Annotated in this window: 1 protein-coding gene; it reads left to right on the top strand. The window is 67.6% G+C overall.

The window, feature by feature from the left end:
* A partial coding sequence (gene urtA, locus ACFCZN_RS21445; RefSeq protein ID WP_430558112.1) for an urea ABC transporter substrate-binding protein occupies positions 1 to 1107 on the top strand: 1107 nt, incomplete at its 5' end.
* Positions 1108 to 1213: the final 106 nt, after the last annotated feature.

The raw sequence follows: 1213 nt of genomic DNA, 5'->3' as shown, positions 1-1213 counted from the left end.
GTCAAGATCGGCTTCCTCAACTCGCTCTCCGGCACCATGGCGATCTCCGAGCAGACCGTCGCCGACTCGCTCGCCCTCGCCGCCGAGGAGATCAACGCCGACGGCGGCGTGCTCGGCAAGCAGCTCGAGATCGTCCAGGAGGACGGCCAGTCCGAGCCCACGGTCTTCGCCGAGAAGGCGGAGAAGCTCATCACGAGCGACTGCGTCGCCGCGGTGTTCGGCGGCTGGACGTCCGCGTCGCGCAAGGCGATGCTCCCCGTCTTCGAGGCCCAGGACTCGTTGCTCTTCTACCCGGTCCAGTACGAGGGGCTCGAGTCGTCGCCGAACATCTTCTACACCGGCGCCACGACCAACCAGCAGATCGTCCCCGCGCTCGACTACCTCAAGGAGCAGGGCGTCGAGTCGATCTTCCTCGTCGGCTCCGACTACGTCTTCCCGCGCACGGCGAACAAGATCATCAACGCCTACGCGGAGGCCAACGGCATCGAGGTCCTCGGCGAGGAGTACGCGCCCCTCGGCCACACCGACTTCTCCACGATCGTCAACAAGGTGAAGTCCGCCGGGGCGGACGCCGTGTTCAACACGCTCAACGGCGACTCCAACGTCGCGTTCTTCAAGGAGTACAAGAACGCCGGCCTCGGGCCGGACACGATGCCCGTCGTGTCCGTGTCGATCGCCGAGGAGGAGGTCGGCGGCGTCGGCGTCGAGAACGTCGAGGGCCAGCTCACGGCCTGGAACTACTACCAGACCATCGACAGCCCCGAGAACACCACGTTCGTCGAGGCGTTCCAGGCGAAGTACGGCGCCGACCGCGTGACCTCCGACCCCATGGAGGCGGCGTACACGTCGCTCTACCTGTGGAAGGGCATGGTCGAGAAGGCGGAGTCGTTCGACGTCGCCGACGTCCAGGAGGCCGCCGACGGCGTCACGTTCGACGCCCCCGAGGGCTCCGTCACCGTGAACGGCGACAACCACCACATCGCCAAGACCGCGCTCATCGGCAAGATCGGCCCCGACGGCCTCATCTACACCGAGTGGAGCTCGGGCGAGCCGATCGAGCCCGACCCGTACCTCGAGGGCTACGACTGGGCCGAGGGCCTCTCCTGACGACTTCGTCGCTCCCGACCCGCTGAGTCCGGCGGGGACCGGGGGTGTGCGTGCCGGGTCTACCATCCGCCCGCTCGTTCCTCGCGGGCTCCCGCCAGTCCCGCCA

This window comes from Isoptericola sp. NPDC056134 (assembly GCF_042264825.1).
Taxonomy (GTDB): Bacteria; Actinomycetota; Actinomycetes; order Actinomycetales; family Cellulomonadaceae; genus Isoptericola; species Isoptericola nanjingensis.
The sequence above is the reverse complement of the archived record's forward strand: the minus strand, read 5'-3'. Positions and strand labels throughout refer to the sequence as shown.